The 16,801-nt window shown below is 44.9% G+C and carries 13 protein-coding genes; all 13 read left to right on the top strand.

What is annotated here, in order from left to right; all coding sequences use genetic code 11:
• The first annotated feature begins 5 nt into the window (after positions 1–5).
• Entirely contained in the window at positions 6–806 is an 801-nt protein-coding gene (locus ELS82_RS06695) for a phosphate/phosphite/phosphonate ABC transporter substrate-binding protein (RefSeq protein ID WP_134834798.1), read from the top strand.
• 12 nt (positions 807–818) lie between these two features.
• Positions 819–3,128 (top strand): response regulator, encoded by a 2,310-nt coding sequence (locus ELS82_RS06700; RefSeq protein WP_134834799.1) that lies wholly within the window; start codon positions 819–821, stop codon positions 3,126–3,128.
• A 24-nt stretch (positions 3,129–3,152) separates the two neighbouring features.
• On the top strand, positions 3,153–4,610 hold the full coding sequence (locus tag ELS82_RS06705; RefSeq protein ID WP_134834800.1) for a sigma-54-dependent transcriptional regulator: 1,458 nt from the start codon (positions 3,153–3,155) through the stop codon (positions 4,608–4,610).
• A complete protein-coding gene (locus tag ELS82_RS06710; RefSeq protein ID WP_134834801.1) occupies positions 4,591–5,643 on the top strand; it encodes a glycosyltransferase family 4 protein in 1,053 nt (350 codons plus the stop codon). The genes ELS82_RS06705 and ELS82_RS06710 overlap by 20 nt, the downstream gene beginning before the upstream one ends.
• A gap of 137 nt (positions 5,644–5,780) precedes the next feature.
• Entirely contained in the window at positions 5,781–6,986 is a 1,206-nt protein-coding gene (locus ELS82_RS06715; RefSeq protein WP_134834802.1) for a glycosyltransferase, read from the top strand.
• Positions 6,979–8,157: a glycosyltransferase family 4 protein gene (locus ELS82_RS06720; RefSeq protein ID WP_134834803.1), complete on the top strand. Its 1,179-nt coding sequence runs from the start codon at positions 6,979–6,981 to the stop codon at positions 8,155–8,157. Before ELS82_RS06715 ends, ELS82_RS06720 begins: the two co-directional genes overlap by 8 nt.
• 20 nt (positions 8,158–8,177) lie before the next feature.
• Positions 8,178–9,605, top strand: a complete 1,428-nt coding sequence (locus ELS82_RS06725) for a lipopolysaccharide biosynthesis protein (RefSeq protein ID WP_134834804.1) — start codon at positions 8,178–8,180, stop codon at positions 9,603–9,605.
• Positions 9,602–10,972 carry an O-antigen ligase family protein gene (locus ELS82_RS06730; RefSeq protein WP_134834805.1) on the top strand — a complete coding sequence of 457 codons (1,371 nt, stop codon included), beginning with the start codon at positions 9,602–9,604 and terminating at the stop codon, positions 10,970–10,972. Before ELS82_RS06725 ends, ELS82_RS06730 begins: the two co-directional genes overlap by 4 nt.
• 102 nt (positions 10,973–11,074) lie before the next feature.
• On the top strand, positions 11,075–11,806 hold the full coding sequence (locus ELS82_RS06735; protein ID WP_134834806.1) for an acyltransferase: 732 nt from the start codon (positions 11,075–11,077) through the stop codon (positions 11,804–11,806).
• Positions 11,799–12,914, top strand: coding sequence for a glycosyltransferase family protein (locus ELS82_RS06740; protein WP_134834807.1), 1,116 nt, complete (start codon positions 11,799–11,801; stop codon positions 12,912–12,914). The genes ELS82_RS06735 and ELS82_RS06740 overlap by 8 nt, the downstream gene beginning before the upstream one ends.
• The gene (locus ELS82_RS06745) at positions 12,911–14,347 is read left to right on the top strand and encodes a GumC family protein (protein ID WP_134834808.1); all 1,437 of its coding nucleotides are present in this window, start codon (positions 12,911–12,913) and stop codon (positions 14,345–14,347) included. Before ELS82_RS06740 ends, ELS82_RS06745 begins: the two co-directional genes overlap by 4 nt.
• Before the next feature lie 180 nt (positions 14,348–14,527).
• The gene (locus ELS82_RS06750; protein WP_134834809.1) at positions 14,528–15,616 is read left to right on the top strand and encodes a glycosyltransferase; all 1,089 of its coding nucleotides are present in this window, start codon (positions 14,528–14,530) and stop codon (positions 15,614–15,616) included.
• Positions 15,613–16,800 (top strand): glycosyltransferase family 2 protein, encoded by a 1,188-nt coding sequence (locus ELS82_RS06755; RefSeq protein ID WP_134834810.1) that lies wholly within the window; start codon positions 15,613–15,615, stop codon positions 16,798–16,800. Before ELS82_RS06750 ends, ELS82_RS06755 begins: the two co-directional genes overlap by 4 nt.
• Position 16,801: the final 1 nt, after the last annotated feature.

Consider the following 16,801-nt stretch of genomic DNA (forward strand, 5'->3'; position numbering starts at 1 on the left):
TCATTATGAAAAAGCTCACTCTACTCTTAATTACTTTTGCTTCATGCACCTCTTTTGCCGCAGAGACCTTGACGTTTGGTGTTGTTCCCCAACAATCAGCGAGTCGCTTGGCTGAGCAATGGGGTCCTGTGATGGACTACTTGTCAGAGCAAACTGGGCAAAAGATCGAATTCAGTACCGCTGCAGATATTCCTACCTTCGAGAAGCGCCTCGCTAATGGTGAGTATGACATCGCTTATATGAACCCTTATCACTACACAGTATTTAGTGCTAACCCAGGCTACAAAGCGATGGCAAAAGCAAAAGATAAGCGTATTAAAGGGATTATTGTTGTACGTAAAGACCAAAACATAGAGTCGCTGCAGCAGCTTGATAGCCAGAAACTTGCTTTTCCTTCTCCGGCGGCATTCGCTGCCACTATCTTAACGCAGAGCGATTTAAACCAAGCTGGCGTTGATTTTGAGCCCGACTACGTTTCATCACATGATTCGGTTTATCTTTCTGTCGCGAGAGGTTTCTATCCCGCAGGTGGTGGCGTGATGAGAACCTTTAAATCCATTCCTGACGAATTGCGTGACCAGCTCACTCCATTATGGATCACCAAGCCATATACACCACACGCAATTGCTTATCACCCCCGTTTGTCGGCTTCTCAAGCCAATGCTATTCGTCAGGCATTACAAAACTTAGAAAATAACGCATCAGGTAAAACGCAGCTAAAAAAACTCAATATCAAAGGCTTCGTTGATGCTAACGACAGTGACTGGGATGACGTCAGAGCGCTCGATATTACCTTACTTGACTAAAAGGATCTGATCATGACCTTACGTTCAAAAACCGTATTAGGTATAGCACTTATCGAGATCACCGTATTAATGATCCTAGTATTTAGTGCTATGAGTTTCTTATCCGATTCGAATGAGAAACAATTAATTCAGCGTGCTAACTCAAGTGCAACCATGTTTGCACATGCAGCAAAAGACGCTGTCCTTTCAACCGACCTCGCCACTCTGGATGATCTCGTCAATGAGTTCATGACTCTAGAAGACGTTGCGTACGTTCGCGTCTTACGCAACGAAAAAGACATGGCATGTGCTGGCGATAAAGATCTTCTCGCCCGTGCAATGTCTAGTGATAGTTCTTTGGGTAGTGTAGACGACGGAATTTTCGATTTACGAACACCGATCGAAAATGGCGGCTTACCCTATGCATACGTTGATATTGGCTTCGAAACAGGACCAATTAACGCCATGCTTGCTCAAGCGCAAAAAGCGATCATTGGTATTGCGACCGTTGAAGTGGTGCTCGTTGCCATTGTCTCGTTTGTGCTAGGCACCTATCTAACCCGCGGGTTAACGCGTTTAACCAGTGCCGTTAATACCGTTGGACTGAGCGGGCCTGGCTTTCAATTGCAAGACCACTCTAAAGATGAGTTAGGGGAAGTAACTAAAGCCTTCGATGATATGTCAGCGAAACTTGAAAAAGATTACCAAACGTTGACGGCGGCCCGTGAAGGTGCCGAGCAAGCTTGTGACTCTAAAAGTCGCTTTCTCGCCTCCATGTCCCATGAGATACGCACGCCTATGAATGGTGTTCTGGGTATACTCAATATTCTTGAAGAAACCAAGCTGACCCGTGAGCAGCAGAAACTGGTGAGCACGGCCACCGAATCTGGTCATTTCCTATTATCGGTTATCAATGACATCCTCGACTTCACTCGTATGGAATCCAACACTCTAATCTTGGAACACAAGCCATTTGATTTTCGCCACTGTGTAGAAAGTGTTGTCGACTCCTTTTCTCCTGCGGCTACTAACCAAAACCTAATCTTACATTGCTACATTGAAGGTAGCGTGCCAAGCAAAGTTAACGGTGATGAAAATCGAGTCAAACAGGTATTGCTCAACCTAATCGGCAATGCAATCAAATTTACCCATGAAGGTAGCGTGACAATTAAAGTCTGTGCAAACACATTCGAAGAGAACAAAGCCAAGATTAAATTTGAAATACAGGATACTGGTATTGGCATTAGTCAAAACGCGATTGATTACTTATTTGACGAATTTACTATGGTTGACCAAACCTACTCTCGAAGCAAAGAAGGTTCTGGCTTAGGTCTCGCTATCTGTCGACGTCTATGTAACTTAATGGATGGTGAAGTGAGTGTTGTCAGTGAGCCAGATATTGGCAGTACCTTCATCTTCGACATTAGTTTAGAAGTCACCGATGAACTTATCGCCTCACCAGTGACTAACACTCGACGAGAATTGATCAACAAAGATGCCCGAATTCTCGTCGCCGAAGACAATCGAGCCAATCAACTGGTGATCCGCGAAATGTTCAAACGCGTTGGTAGCCAAATTGACATTGCCGAAAATGGCCTTGAAGCGCTTGAAATGGTTAAGCAATACCAATACGACCTAGTATTTATGGATATTTCCATGCCACAAATGGACGGCATGACAGCCTGCCGCGCTATTCGTGATCTTGATGATGATACAACAGCGAACATACCTATTATTGCCCTTACCGCTCATTCCCTAGCCGGAGACAAAGAGAAGTTTTTAGCATCAGGAATGGATGATTATCTTTCCAAACCGCTAAGACTTTCACAACTAGTTGATAAAATTAATCTATTCTTAGATAAGGCCCCTGATGAAGAAGTAGATCAAGAATTACAACCATCGCCATTGAATAAGCAGGAAGTTACATATAAAACTAAAGTTATACCCGTAGAGACACAGTATGAGGATGCAGCACAATTGGAACTCGTAGATGAGCAAGTAATAAAACAAATGATTGAAGATACTTCTGCTGAAGTTATTCCGATACTCATCGATCATTACATTGAGGAGTCTCAGGATAGACTACGCAAAATCTATCAGGCAATCGATGATTCCGATAAAGATGTGTTGGAATTTGAAGCACACACCTTAGGCAGTTCAGCACTCGCTCTGGGTAATCGTACCTTATCGAACTTAGCAAGAAAGATTGAGCACCTATGCCTTGATAATAAGCAAAGTGATGCCTTCGAATTAAAAGATGAATTAAAACATATCGCTATAAGCTCACTTGAGGCACTCGAGGTGCGTAAACAACAAGGATTTAGTGAGCCAACAGAGTTATAAGGCTTAATAGATAGGACATCACGAATGAAACCAAAAGTATTATTAATAGAAGATTCCACCTCTTTGGCGATTTTGTATAAGCAATATGTAAAAGATGAACCCTACGATCTTTTCCATGTTGAAACAGGCAAGGAAGCTATTGCCTTCATCGAACGCAATATCCCGCAGCTGGTGATTCTTGATCTCAAACTTCCTGATATGCACGGGGAAGAAATACTCGATTGGATCAATGAGCGCCAAGTTCCGACATCCGTTGTCGTGGCAACAGCCCATGGCTCTGTAGATTTGGCGGTCAATTTGGTTCAAAAGGGTGCGAAAGACTTCTTAGAGAAACCGATCAATGCTGATCGCCTCAAAACGTCAATCGCCCTGCACTTACAGCAAGTGAAACTTGCTAACCTTGTAGAGGATATCGAGAACAAGTTTGACCGTAATCGTTTCCACGGATTTATCGGCTCAAGCTTACCGATGCAAGGGGTCTATAAGATCATTGATTCCGTCGCGCCCACCAGCGCAAGCGTATTCGTGATTGGCGAAAGTGGTACAGGTAAAGAAGTCTGCGCAGAAGCTATTCACCAAGAAAGCAAGCGTAAAGACAAAGCATTCATTGCTATAAATTGCGGCGCGATACCTAAAGATTTGATGGAAAGCGAAATCTTCGGCCATGTAAAAGGGGCATTCACTGGCGCGACGGCTGACCGCAAAGGCGCGGCATCAATGGCCAATGGAGGTACACTTTTCCTAGATGAGTTGTGCGAAATGGAATTGGAAATGCAGAAAAAGCTGCTGCGTTTCCTGCAAACTGGTACTTTCACTCCTCTTGGCGCGACAAAGGAAATGAAGGTGGATGTACGAATCATCTGTGCAACCAACCGAGATCCTCTACTTGAAGTTGAAGAAGGCCGCTTCAGAGAAGACCTTTATTATCGCGTACATGTGGTTCCTGTTGATATGCCACCGCTAAGAGAGCGCGGTAATGACATTCTCACATTAGCAACACACTTCTTGAAAATGTACGCAAAAGAAGATGGTAAAAAGTTCGCTGCCATTCATCGTGATGCTGAATCAACCTTAAAGCGTTACAACTGGCCAGGCAATGTCCGACAGCTGCAAAATATTATTCGTAATATTGTGGTCCTCAATGATGACACGCACCTACGCTTATCTCATTTGCCAGAACAAATTACCCGAAACCAAAAAGCAAAAACTGCAGTGACTCAACCTGTTGTCTCAGCGCCTACGCCACAAGAACCCGCTCACTCCAATGTGGCACCAAGTCCTGAGCCATCTTTTGCAAACGCACCGGATCGTCCTGTAACCATTCGCCCTATGTGGCAAATAGAGCGAGAAACCATCCAGCAAGCGATCGATTATTGTGATGGAAACGTCTTGAATGCGGCAGTATTGTTGGAGCTGAGCCCTTCAACTGTTTACCGCAAGAAACAAGCTTGGGAAGCAGAGGATGAGCACCAAGTCGTCTAATCAGGTATGGCTCATTATCGATAGCTTCACTTTTGGTGGCATCGAAACACACTTGCTTGAGCTCGCAAATGGGCTCAAGCAACATCAAGCCCCTGTCAAAGTCTGGCTTATTCGTCGATATGACTCAGAATCTCTACTGGCGACTAAACTACGCGATGCTGACATTGAGGTTGAATATCTTGACCAAACGAATCGTCATTACATCCGCTATTTGCTCAAGCAGATTAAATCTGAGCGCCCTGCACTGATCCACGCTCATGGATACAAAGCCAGTATTGTCAGTAAGCTAGCGCGCGTAGTTACAGGCGTTCGACAAATATCGACTTATCATGCGGGCGAGACCCCCAATGGTATAGTTTGGCTATATGATTTGATCGACCGATTTAGCGCCTTTCTCTCATGCCACTCCATCGCGGTTAGCGAGAAAATTTCTGCAAAACTTCCAGTCAAAACACTCGCGTTTAATAACTTTATCGACGACCGTAATCTCACTCCAAGCAGAGGAAAGTCTATCGCCTTTGTCGGCCGCTTAAGTGAAGAGAAAGGCCCAGACCGAATCGTAGATTTGGCGCAGCTCAACAAGGCACTAAACTTCGAAATTTATGGTGGTGGGCTAATGGAAGAGCAACTAAGAAAAACAGCGCCACCTAATGTGACTTTTCATGGTCATCAATCTGATATGAGCTCGGTTTGGAACAAAATCGGATTGCTCATCATATGTTCTCGCTATGAAGGTTTGCCAATGACCGCATTAGAAGCGATGGGGCGTGGCATCCCGGTGCTTGCTCTTAATGTTGGCAATCTTTCTCACCTAATTGTTAATAACGACAACGGCTTTCTCGCCGATTCAATGACGGAACTAAATGGCGCTTTAGCCGAATTTGCTGCTTTTGATGATACTCAGCTACTGGCGATGCAGACCTCTGCAATTAACACCATCAAACAGGCTTATTCTGCCGAAGCCGTTATCCCACAACTGCTCCGTCTTTACTTTCCATCCAGCTATCAATCTGACTTTCAAATTGAGAAATAGCAGTTTCACATTACAGTCATTAATTTTAGTCCTATAAAATCAGTAGCTTATCATTATTGATTTATTGGCACTCCCCTTGCCTTATCAATAGTAGTCGACATCAGTATCGATACTATTTTGAATTGAAGGAACGGGTTATGGCTAAGAAAATCTTATTTGTACATTACGGTGATAATTGGATTCGTGGTAGCGAGAAGTGCTTACTCGACTTAATTCATTATTTAGACAATCGTCAGTACCGTCCGTATGTTTGGACTAACAATCAAGCGCTGCTTGCCGCATTAGATAGCGACTTTGTTCCTGGTGAAACTTCAGATTTCCCACTTTTACTCGGATGGAAAGCGCCTAAATATGACGTTAGCGAATGGTACCGCCTGTTCAAAAAAGCGTGTGACATCATTGAACACAGAGAGATCGACCTGATCCATGTTAACAGTGCCGCGCCTTGTCAATGGATGCTCGCCGCTGCCCGCGCTAAGAAAATCCCGTTAGTAACACAGCTACATAGCCCTTACCCAGCGCGTGAACGTCTAACGACTGGCTTACATTTATCTCCGCATATCATTTCTGTCAGTCGTTACGTTGCTAAGTCTTTACTACAAGACGGTTACCCAGAAGAAAAACTATCAATTATCCATAATGGTATTGATGTAAAAAGCCTAGAATCTCAGCCAGAAGTAGACGTCAAAACCAAGCTATTGCTGCCTGAAGATAGCTTCGTATTTGCCACGGTCGGCTCGCTAATTAAGCGCAAAGGGGTTGATCGCATTCTTACAGCTCTGCGACACGTTACCTTAGAGTATCCGCATGTACACCTTGTCGTAATTGGTGATGGCCCACTACGTAATGAACTGGAATCACAAGCGGATTACCTTCACCTTGCTGCCAATATTCATTTTGTCGGTGAGCAAAGCAATGTTTTAGGCTGGCTTAAAGGCTGTGATGCGTTTGTCAGTGGCGCAAGAAGTGAAGCGTTTGGTCTGGTTGTCGCAGAAGCGGCCCTTGCCAAGCTTCCAATTGTTGCCCCATTCGAAGGTGGTATCCCTGAATTTATCCGTCATGGTAAGACCGGTATTCTTTACCCTAACTACAAGATTGCCCCACTAGCCAATGCGATGCGCATCACCGTCGCTAATCCAAATCTATGTAAAAAGCTCGGCAAACAAGCGCACCAATACATTTCTCTTAATCACTCTCTTGATAACTCATGTCGTCGAATTGAAGCACTGTATCGCCAAATGTTATCTCAACCTCAAGAGCAAGCGCGTTCAATCTTACATACATTCTCGCCACTGAAAACATTTGTCGCGAACCGCTTAGCATTAGGGGGTGAGCATGGGTAGTCGAAGCCAAACCTTAGTATTCGATCCTATCCCTTTTAAAGGAGGGTCGAAGATAGCAACCAGTGACGCGTTGAACCTGTGTGACCGTAAAAACTGCGAATTTATCATTCTTACTGTCGACCCTGCATATTGGCAAGCAACAGAGCTATGCGCTGATAACGATGTTAGAGTCGCCAAGTTATGGCATGTTGCTTGGCTGATGAAGCATCACCATGGTTATCTCTATTGGCTAAATCAGGGTTTACTACTGATACAACTTCTCTTCTCGCTATTACGATTTGGCCATATCCATCAAGTCGTTGGTGCCTCTGGGCCCGGTATTGATATGCCGATCTATTTGGCACGACGCCTATTCACTTACCGTGTCACCCAACTTATTCACGGAAATGTCGGGCGCTCGCGCTCAATTGGATATTGCCTTGCGCAAGCGGAAGCGGTGTTTTATTTACCGTCGACAGAGCAAAGCTTACTGGCAGCGCTTGAGTGCTATTTAGCTCATGCAACGGGAGTGTCTGACAGCCGCGTTCTTGCTAAATATTATCTCAACTCTTCCAGTTACCAATCTTTTATCAACGGACTGCCACACGCTCGCTGGCCCACCCAAGCACAGCAAGATCTGCCAATCTGCTTTTGGGCGGCGTCGTTACTTAAGTGGAAAGGACTGGATCTTTTCGTTGAAGCGCTCAAGGAATGCTCCCGCTTTAAGCCCGTATCGGCAAACATTTGTTTTATCCGCCCCAAAGACACTTGCTTACCCATTTCTGAAGCGCCAATTAATATTCGCCATATCAAATGGTATGACGACCCTGTCGATTTAGATGCAATCAGAGCTCAATCCAACATATTCATTTCAACTAGCCAAAAAGAACCGTTCGGGCTATCAATCCTTGAAGCGCTTGCCGCTGGTATGTGTGTGATCATTCCTCAAGATGGTGCGTTCTGGGATAACGAACTCACGCATGACCAAGACTGCATCAAATATCAACCCGATGACGTTCACTCTCTGGTCAACGCCCTGCTCTATGCAACCAATGATGCCAGTGTGTTGAATCGATGCCAGGCCAACGCATTACAAACGGCCGAACAATACAAAGCAGAATACCGCTACTTAAGACTTGCACAGCATATAAATAGTGACACCGTCACACCAGTTATTCATATTTGTGAGTAGATGAGTGTAGGAGAAGCCAAATGAGTCAAAAACAACTTAAAAGCATCAGCCTATACGCATGTAGCGTGATCTTAATGAAAGGTATCTCTCTAATCACGCTGCCCTTGATGGCTTACTACTTATCTCCGGCTCAGCTTGGTCAACTTGAACTCATTGGCGTCACCACCATGTTTTTTAGCCTCGTCATTGGTCTTGCGATGCACGAAAACCTCTACCGCTTTGTTGGTGTGGTGCAAGATGATGAAGAACAAAAACAGAAAGCAGGCCAACTTTACAGTGCGACACTTTTCCTCTCTTTTTGCTTAAGTGTCATCGTACTCTTAGCTTACTGGGTGTTTGCAGTTGAAATAGAATCGATGTCCAACAACATCATATGTCTTATCGCTTTGGTGTTATGTTATGAAGCACCGCTAGCAATTTGCTTAGCGTGGTTAAGATTGAAAAATCAAGCTACGCTGTTTTTCAAAGTATGCATTGCGACTGTATCACTGCAAGTTAGTTTACTTATCATTGCACTCAATGTTATTCCAAGCGTGACCGCTATCTTTGCACTCAATGTGTTATGTACATTTGGTCAATTCCTCTTCCTACACCATAAACTTGGATTCAAATTTTCCCTACCACGTTACTCGGAATTCAAAGGATATGTTGGTTATTCAGCCCCGTTGATGCTTTCTGGTGTTGTCGCTTTTGGCCTAAGCGGTGCAGAGCGTTGGATCATTGCAGGTACTACCGACCTAGAAACTCTCGGTATGTACGCCATTGCAGCAAAATTCGCGATTGGTGTAGGCATTCTAGTTCAGCCTTTTCATATGTGGTGGATGCCTAAGCGATTCTCAGCCATGGAACGTCTAGGAGCACAGTACACAGCACAAATTACTCAACAAGGCATCATGCTGCTTTGCGTAGTCGCCGTGATAGTTTCCTGGTTAAGCCAAGTATTTATCTCGGTCGCGTTACCTGACACCTACAAACTCGCCGCCTCATATGTAAGCCTAACCATTTGTATGATGCTCTTTAAAGAGCTGGTTGAGTTTACTAATTTTGGCGTGTTGTATCGCAAGAAAACAACTCAACTTCTGATGATCAATATCGGCGCAACGGTGACCGCTTTTCTGATATGCCTAGCCACCATTGGGGCGGGCATAGATGCCATTCTCTTTGCATTAATTATTGGCCAGCTATGTCGTTTTTTAGCGACCTATTGGCGCAGTCAGACACTCGCTCCAATTCAATACCAAGCTCCAGCACTCGCCGGCTTAATTGTTCTCACGACACTGTTTTTGGTGACCAGTCGCTATCAACAACATGTTGAGCTTTCATTACTGATGCTGTTCTTGCAACCTCTAGCTTTGCTGGCTTATGCGCTTAGAGCCAAACTCATCGATATTGCGTCGTTTAAGTCTGCGTACAATGCGCTGCAAACCTATTTAGGTAAAGCGCAATGACCGACCTAGAAAGAACCAAAGCCACTATTGTAATGACTGCCGTATGCATGCTGCTCGCGGCAGTCTGGGCGATTGCACCTAACCCGTTGTTAATTATTGCAATATGCTTTGCGCCATTGGGGGCTCTGTTTGTACTCAATCAGACCTTTTGGTTCGTCAGTCTATTTGTACTCTTTTCTTTCTTCCGTATTCATGAATCTTTACCCGCTCTCTACTCACTTAAAATTCCGTTACTCCTGTCAATGGGGGCGCTGGCAGCATTGTTATGGCATAGCTTGATCAGCCGTAAACTCGAGACCTACTGGCACCCTAGCTTTACATGGCTGGCCATATTCTGGCTGCTGGTGGTTATTGGGGCTGTTTTATCCTCCAATCCGGGTCTTGCGATTACCTATTTCAAAAATATTTATTGGAAAATAATCATCATGACGCTGGCGATTGCTTGGTTGGTTAATAGCGAAGAGTCGGTAAAAAAGATCTCAACTTTAATCATTCTCGCCGGCCTACTCACCGCTTGCGTAGCGTTATTTAACTCAATCAATGGGATTGGGATTGTTGAAGGCTCCCGTGTCACAATCGGACGTCAATTGGGTTCGGTGCTCGGCGATCCTAACGACTTATCGCTGGTTCTTATGTTTCCACTCGCCTTTGCGATTAGCTTTGCGGTGACGAAAGGGATTGGTTTCTCTCGTTTTATCGGCGTTGTATGCCTGATACTCGCTATGGCCGCGGTTATAGCTACCCAAAGTCGCGGTGGCCTGCTCGGATCCATCGCTGTTTTTGGCATATTCGGCCTACGATTAATCAAATCCAAAGCACTGCTCATCATGATCGCAACCATTGGACTGTTTGCACTTTTCGCAATGGCTGGCATCTCTGATCGACAATCTGGAGGCGCCGCGGAAGAAGGGATTGACGCATCCGCGATGGGTCGACTATACGCGTGGGAAGCCGCTTTTAAGATGGCATTAGATAACCCACTAACAGGGGTTGGCTTGAACAATTTCTATGCAAATTATTTTTTCTATAGCCCGCATTGGGATGGTTTAAATCACGCAGTACACAGTACTTGGTTTGGTGTTTTAGCCGAAACCGGATTCCTTGGTTTGATCATATTTATTGCTATTATTGTCTCGCTGATCAAAACCAGTAAAGAGACGCTGGCGGTATTAGATAAACAAGGACCATCCGTCTCTCCTTACCTGCCAGCCACTGCACTTGCAGTTTACGCTGGTGTTATTGGCACCATTGTTTCTGGTACCTTCCTAACCCAAGGATTTACTTGGCCAATCTATATCCTAGCAGCGCTTTGTATCTCGCTATCGCGTATTACTCAAAAGTATTCTCAAATTGAGAAATCTCAATAACACTGAAACGGCCATATCATAACCCATTGTTTCTTAAATATTATTATTTTGGCATGCAACATGATACAGCTTCTATTCAAATAGATAAAAAGGAAGCACGTTATGTTGGTACAGCAAGCTCACGGCCTTAAAGACTGGCTCAAAAATCACGACAATCCCTCTTTTCGTCGCGTCTTTCATGCTTTAAAAGCAATTCGAGCATGTGATTTACCTACGCCCAAATTGCTCAACCGTCTTATTGCCCTATTGTATGGCGGCATGAGAAGTATCCTCCATGGTGCTACACGTATCTTTATCAACACTCCCGCGTTTAAAGGCAAGCTTGATCACTATGGACGTGGACTCTACTTATTCGGTGGTGTTCCACTCGTCTCCGGCCCACTCAACATCTCATTAGGAGATGACTGCCGCATTTCCGGACAAACAACGTTTAGTGCACGCCCTCTAAGTAAGCAACCTCAACTGATTGTAGGTAGCAACGTTGACATTGGCTGGCAGAGCACCATTGCTGTCGGGAATAAAGTCATCATCGGAGACAATGTTCGAATTGCTGGGAGAGCATTCCTATTCGGCTACTCTGGCCACTCAATGGACTCAGAATTACGTGCTCAAGGGCAAGGTGACCTTGATTGTGATGTCGGTGATATCACCCTAGAGAATGATGTCTGGTTAGGAACCAATGTAACAATTTGCCCAAATGTAACGGTTGGTCAAGGAACCGTTATTGGTACCGGTAGTGTCGTCACCAAAAGTCTACCGCCTTTTGTTGTCGCAGTAGGAAACCCTGCAAAAATCGTTAAACACCTAAAACAGACCGGAGGTCATCATGCGTGATTTGATTGTATTCGGTGAAGACTTTGGCGGGCTCCCTTCTAGCACACAACACTTAGTGACGCGCTTAGCGAAGCAGCGAAAAGTACTTTGGGTGAACTCTATCGGCTTGCGCCAGCCCAAACTCACTGCGCACGACATTAAGCGCGTTTTTTTCAAGCTAATGGGCAAAGGGAAAAGCGGTTATAGAACTAGCCTTGAAACACCTAACAACATAACCGTGGTTAATCTGCGTACCATACCGGCTCCCCACTCAGCGTTTGCTCGCTATGTGGCGAAAGCCCTTATCTGCGCTCAGCTACGCCCTATCGTACAGCGGTTAGGTTTGAATAAGCCCGTACTATGGAGCTCTTTGCCCACCGCTGCTGACCTGTGTGGAAGCCTGGGCGAATCTTCCGTGGTCTATTATTGTGGTGATGATTTTTCGTCACTGGCTGGCGTTGATCACCATGTTGTTGCTAAACACGAACTCAAGCTGATCTATCACGCCGACCTTATTTTCGCCGCCAGTGCCAAGTTGCTTGCTAAGTTCCCTCAAAACAAAACACGTTATGTACCCCATGGCGTTGATACTGAGTTGTTCCGTCAACCCGCGCCACGAGCAAAGGACCTGCCTTGCACAACGAAAAAGATCGCCGGATTCTATGGCAGTTTATCAAACTGGTTAGACTACAAATTGATTCATAAAGTTTGTCTTGATAACCCGAATTGGGAGTTCGTTTTTATCGGCCCGATCGAGCTCAGCTACAATCCACTGCCTCAATTGAGTAATGTGCATTACCTAGGTCCAAAAGCGCATCACGAATTACCTAGCTACAGCCAACACTGGGACGTCAGCCTGCTACCGTTTGTTGCCAATGATCAAATTGCTTCATGCAGTCCACTTAAACTCCTTGAGTACTTGGCAGCGCGAAGCCGTGTGATAAGTACACCATTTCCAGCACTGACACCCTATGTTGATTATGTTTCTGTCGCTCCTGACGCCGACGCATTTTCTAGCGCTCTTCAGTCTCTAGAGCAAACGCGCCAAACTGCCACCTTAAATGATATCGACAAGAACAGTTGGAATGCACGAAGCCAACTGGTTCATGAAATGTTGGAGTCACTATGAATGAGCTTAAAACACGATTAGTCATCATCCTTAACGGAGCTTGGCGTCAGCGCTACATTATCGTTGTACCGATACTTATCTTGCCTTTTGTTGGCTATTTTATCGGTAAAATGGCGCCAACCAATTATGTTTCTCATACATCCATGTTGATCCAAGAGACAGCAAAAATGAATCCGTTTCTAGAAGACATTGCCGTTTCGACCATGCTGAAAGAGCGTCTTAATGCCTTGAGTACTCTATTAAAGAGTCGACATGTACTGACAGCCGTCGCCATGGAACATCAATTAATCAATGACCAAATGAAACCGGCCGAGAAAGATTATGTCATCAGCGTGCTATCCAATAGCTTATCAGTCACCCAACCGGGTAAAGACTTCTTAAAAATCTCATTCACCGCTCCCTCTCCTACTGGTATGAAAGAGATGTTAGAGTCGGTCAGTGATCACTTTATCGAACAACTCCTTGCTCCTGAACGATCGTCAATCAAAGATTCCTCAGAGTTCTTGGCCATTCATATTGAAAAAAGACGCGTTGCCTTAGAGCAAGCAGAAAATGAGCTCGCCGATTTTAAAAACCGCTATGCGTCAGTCACACCAGAGATGCAAAGCCAAGCACTAGGCCGACTCGCAGCGCTTAAACAAAGTTACGCAGAGAAAAAAGCCGAGCTTGCAGGGGTCGAAAGAAGTCTAGGTTCACTAGACCAACAACTTTCCAAGACCAACCCTGTTGTCGGTAAAATTGAAGACCAAATCATTGATATAAGAAGCCAATTAACGCTGCTAAAAGCCAAATACACTGACAGCCACAGCGCCGTTCAGGGCAAAGAGCGAGAGTTACGCCGTCTTGAAAACGAACGCAAGCTCTTAATCAATACCGAGCAGCCTTCTATTAGTAGTGAACAGCTATGGGATATCGCCAGCAGCACCAAAATACGCGAACTGGGTGATGTACAACCCCTTCTTGTTACCCAACTGCACAGTTTGCAGCTAGTAAGAGGCCGATACGAGTCTCTCACTGAAGAGACTAAAAGCTTGGAAACCATGATCAAAGAGCTAGAGCAAGAAGCCAATCGATTTGGTGATAATGCCAAAGCGATGCATCGTTTTGCGCGTAACGTAGAGGTCAAACGCCAGCTATACGATGAACTGATTCAACGATATGAAATGGCTCAACTAACAGGCTCATTGGGTATCTTCGAGCAAAACAAACGCGTTAAGATTATCGATTTGCCTTATACGCCTAGTCGCCCAGCCAACCTGCCAATCATCGTCTTCATCATCGCAGGTATTGTTGCGGGTATCGGTTTAGGTTGCGGTATTGCCGTTTTGATCGAGTTATTCGATTCATCTGTACGCCGTAAAGAAGAAATAGAACAGATTACCAATGCGCCTTTGCTTACTCAGATTCCAAAAATCAAACCTTATCATTCATAACGCAATTCAAATTGAAACGCCCAATATCAAATCAGGAGAAAACCGCATAACCAATTGATAAATAAGGCCAATACTGTTGGCACAGATAATGCTCCTTCTCTTATTAACGCCTGCATTTGATGATTGATTTACTTCCACCATCAAAAGCATTTCTCTAAAGGACAGTAACGAGGAGTTATTATGAACAGAGGTTCGACAACCATCCACGTCGTTCAGCACCTTGCCCCAGGGGGACTTGAGGCTTTGGCGCTAAATATGCTCAGCTACTCCCCTAATCGAGATAACGTTTTAATCGTCAGTTTGGATGGAACAAGAGAAGAGTCGATCGCTAATTGGCCACGCTTAGCCCAATTTCAAGATCAATTACTGTTCTTGAACAAGCCCAATGGTTATAGCGTTAAAACACTCTATGAACTGTATAAGCTATTTCGGACATTCAAACCGAGTGTTGTACATACCCATCATATTGGCCCTGTTCTGTATGGTTCCATCGCAGCTCGCTTGGCTAATATTAAAGTTAGAATTCACACTGAACACGATGCATGGCACCTTTCTAGCCTCAAGCATCGCTCTCTACAAAGTCTCGCGATTCGAATCGCCAAACCAAAACTAGTCGCAGATGCCGCCTTGGTGCGCGATCAAGTACAAAAGCAGCTTAACCTTGATGGCGTTACTGTAATAAAAAATGGCATCGACTGTGCGACGTTCAAACCCGGCTCTAAGCTCTTAGCGAGACAAGCACTTTCTCTTCCTGTTGATACGTTATTGGTCGGGACTGCTGGACGTTTGGAACAAGTTAAAGGCCACGACGTACTCATCCACGCAATATGCTCTTTGCCGAAGAATGTCCATTTAGCGATCGCAGGCGATGGGAGTGAGCGCGCAAACCTAGAAGCTTTGGTCAGTGAACTTGGGCTATCTGATAGAGTCACCTTCATGGGGCTAGTTAATGACATGCCACGCTTCTATCAGAGCTTAGATCTATTTTGTCTTCCTTCTCGCAGCGAAGGGTTCCCACTGTCGACACTTGAAGCGCAATCTTGTGGTATTCCCACCGTAGCCACAAAGGTTGGCGCAACAGAAGAAACCTTATGCCCAATCACTAGCGCATCTGTACCGAGTGAAAACCCACTAGCACTTGCCACTAGCATTCTATGCAACCTCAATGAGCAATTTGATGTATCGCCAAGAAATTTTGTCCTAAAGCATAACGATATCAAGATGATGATACAGGCATACCATTCACTCGCAGAGGAGAAGACCGCATGATGGACTTGATGCTTTCAATCATATTTGTGCTGTGCAGCCTTTTAGTGGTCTATCACCATGTTGGCTACCCTATTTTCTTAAACTGGTATTCTCGTCATCACCCGTTAAAGTCAATAAAACACAAGGTTAGAGGCTACCGAGCACTGAAAAGTGACCGCCGGTGCCTTACCGTCACTATATTGATTCCGGCTTACAATGAGGAACAATGGATCGCAGACAAGATCCGTAATATTGCTTCGCTTGATTACCCGCGAAATAAACTCAAAGTCATCATTGCTTGCGATGGATGCAGTGATAATACCGTTACGATTGCCGAACAAACCATTCAAGAAGCGATTTGCGCAGACACACACTTTGAAATACGCGCGTTTACCCAAAATCAAGGCAAGGTGGCACTGGTCAATCAACAGCTCAAAACCATCTCAAGTGACATTATCGCCTTGAGTGACGTTTCGGCATTGATTTCTATCGATGCACTTTGGATTGCTAACAAACACTTCCAAAACCCGCATGTGGGTGTCGTCAACGGCCATTACCAACTGTTTAATAGCCATAACGAAGGTGAAAACCGTTATTGGCAGTACCAAAGTAAAGTCAAAATGAACGAGGCGACCTTGGGCTCAACTTTGGGTGCTCACGGGGCTTTCTACTTATTTAGAACTCATCTGTTTGAAGAGATGGAAGCCAATACGATTAATGACGACTTCATGATCCCTATGACGATTGTCAGAAAAGGCTACTCGGCTATCTATGAACCAAACATGGTGGCTTTAGAGTTAGAACCAACCAATCAGGAAAACGACTTTCGCCGAAGACTACGCATTTCAGCAGGTAATATGCAGCAAGCGATTCGGTTAGCTGATATGTTTTTGCCAAAGTATCGCGGCATTGCCTTCGCCTTTATGTCTGGTAAAGGTCTACGATTGCTGACGCCTTACTTGTTGATTATGTGTTTTGTCTCGTCGGTTTGGTTGATTGAACATCCTTTATTTTCAGTAGCCGTTGTTGCTCAAGTCGCGCTTTATACAATCGCGCTGTTGAGCTACTACCTACCTTACATTTTCTGCCACAAAACCTGCAAAGTGATCCTTTACGTCGTCGCTGGTCACTATGCCAACTTCATTGGTGGCTTACGTTATTTATTCGGACTTGAATCAGGAAAGTGGTCTCGTGTAGACCAATAAG

This window comes from Vibrio ouci (assembly GCF_004551525.1).
In the GTDB taxonomy this organism is placed as follows: domain Bacteria; phylum Pseudomonadota; class Gammaproteobacteria; order Enterobacterales; family Vibrionaceae; genus Vibrio; species Vibrio ouci.

Excerpts from the sequence above, each read along its gene's own strand:
- ELS82_RS06695 (WP_134834798.1), top strand. The coding sequence starts at position 6 with ATGAAAAAGCTCACTCTACTCTTAATTACTTTTGCTTCATGCACCTCT.
- ELS82_RS06700 (WP_134834799.1), top strand. The coding sequence starts at position 819 with ATGACCTTACGTTCAAAAACCGTATTAGGTATAGCACTTATCGAGATC.
- ELS82_RS06705 (WP_134834800.1), top strand. The coding sequence starts at position 3,153 with ATGAAACCAAAAGTATTATTAATAGAAGATTCCACCTCTTTGGCGATT.
- ELS82_RS06710 (WP_134834801.1), top strand. The coding sequence starts at position 4,591 with ATGAGCACCAAGTCGTCTAATCAGGTATGGCTCATTATCGATAGCTTC.
- ELS82_RS06715 (WP_134834802.1), top strand. The coding sequence starts at position 5,781 with ATGGCTAAGAAAATCTTATTTGTACATTACGGTGATAATTGGATTCGT.
- ELS82_RS06720 (WP_134834803.1), top strand. The coding sequence starts at position 6,979 with ATGGGTAGTCGAAGCCAAACCTTAGTATTCGATCCTATCCCTTTTAAA.
- ELS82_RS06725 (WP_134834804.1), top strand. The coding sequence starts at position 8,178 with ATGAGTCAAAAACAACTTAAAAGCATCAGCCTATACGCATGTAGCGTG.
- ELS82_RS06730 (WP_134834805.1), top strand. The coding sequence starts at position 9,602 with ATGACCGACCTAGAAAGAACCAAAGCCACTATTGTAATGACTGCCGTA.
- ELS82_RS06735 (WP_134834806.1), top strand. The coding sequence starts at position 11,075 with ATGTTGGTACAGCAAGCTCACGGCCTTAAAGACTGGCTCAAAAATCAC.
- ELS82_RS06740 (WP_134834807.1), top strand. The coding sequence starts at position 11,799 with ATGCGTGATTTGATTGTATTCGGTGAAGACTTTGGCGGGCTCCCTTCT.
- ELS82_RS06745 (WP_134834808.1), top strand. The coding sequence starts at position 12,911 with ATGAATGAGCTTAAAACACGATTAGTCATCATCCTTAACGGAGCTTGG.
- ELS82_RS06750 (WP_134834809.1), top strand. The coding sequence starts at position 14,528 with ATGAACAGAGGTTCGACAACCATCCACGTCGTTCAGCACCTTGCCCCA.
- ELS82_RS06755 (WP_134834810.1), top strand. The coding sequence starts at position 15,613 with ATGATGGACTTGATGCTTTCAATCATATTTGTGCTGTGCAGCCTTTTA.